Raw genomic sequence first — 1,269 nt, forward strand, 5'->3', positions numbered from 1 at the left:
AAACCTGTCATTAAAAACAGATTTCAGCTTCTTCCCTTTAAAATATTTAAAACAAAAAAATAGACAGAATTATGTTCTTCGAATTAGTTTATGACAAAAGTCTGGCGCAAGCAAGTTACGTGATCGGTTGTCAGGCAAGCGGTATTGCTGCAGTAATTGACCCAAAAAGAGACGTAGACACTTACCTCAACATTGCCAAAGCCAATAATTTCAAAATCACACACATCCTGGAGACCCACATCCATGCTGATTTCTTAAGCGGTTCAAGAGAACTTGCCGCTTTGACGGGAGCTGAGATGTACCTTTCCGACGAAGGCGATGAGAACTGGAAATATGAATTTCCCCACCACAAAATCAAGCACGGGGACATCATCAAACTGGGAAACATCACCTTTGAAGTGCTCCATACCCCGGGCCATACACCTGAATCTGTCAGCTTTCTATTGACAGACAAACCTGCTACAAACGCACCTGCAATGCTCTTTACAGGGGATTTCGTATTCGTAGGTGACGTAGGTAGACCGGATCTATTGGAACAGGCGGCAGGAATCAAAGGTACACAAGACATCGGGGCAGCACAGATGTATGATTCTCTCCAGTCTTTTGCCAAACTTCAGGAATACATTCAGGTTTGGCCGGGTCACGGTGCAGGTTCTGCTTGTGGCAAAGCATTGGGCGCAGTGCCGATGACAACAGTCGGTTATGAGAAAATCAGAAACTGGGCATTGAACCTTTTGGATGACAAAGCGGCATTTGCCAAAGAACTACTCGCAGACCAGCCTGAGCCGCCAAAGTACTTCGCCATGATGAAGAAACTCAATAAGGTGGACAGAAAGCTGCTGACTGAAGTTCCTAAAATCAAGAATCTCTCAAAAGAGGAATTCGCAAAAGCCAAAAAAGACGGCTTGAAAATCATCGATACAAGACCTTGGGAGGAATATGCAAAAGGCTTCCTTAAAGGCACACTCAGCATCAGCAACAACAATTCCTTTTCCACCTGGATGGGTTGGTACATGAACTATGAGGAGTATTTTGTACTCATTGCCAAGGAATCCGAAACCGAAGACCTGACCAGAAAACTGATGCGTATAGGCTTGGACAATATCCTTGGCTATATCACGCCGGAACAGTTGGCTGCATTTGAAGCAGGCCATCTTGAAAGCTACAATCCTATCGACAAAGAAACCGTCAAAGCCAAACTGAAAGAAGGAAATGTACAGGTAGTAGACGTAAGAGGCGTGGCAGAATACAAAAAAGGTAAAATCGACG

The 1,269-nt window shown here is 44.4% G+C and carries 1 protein-coding gene; it reads left to right on the plus strand.

Translation table 11 applies throughout. The features are described from left to right. Positions 1-71: 71 nt before the first annotated feature. Positions 72-1,269 (plus strand): MBL fold metallo-hydrolase (locus ACZFYI_RS20445; protein ID WP_462525962.1); only part of this gene is annotated, 1,198 nt, incomplete at its 3' end.

Source organism: Aquiflexum sp., from assembly GCF_977115555.1.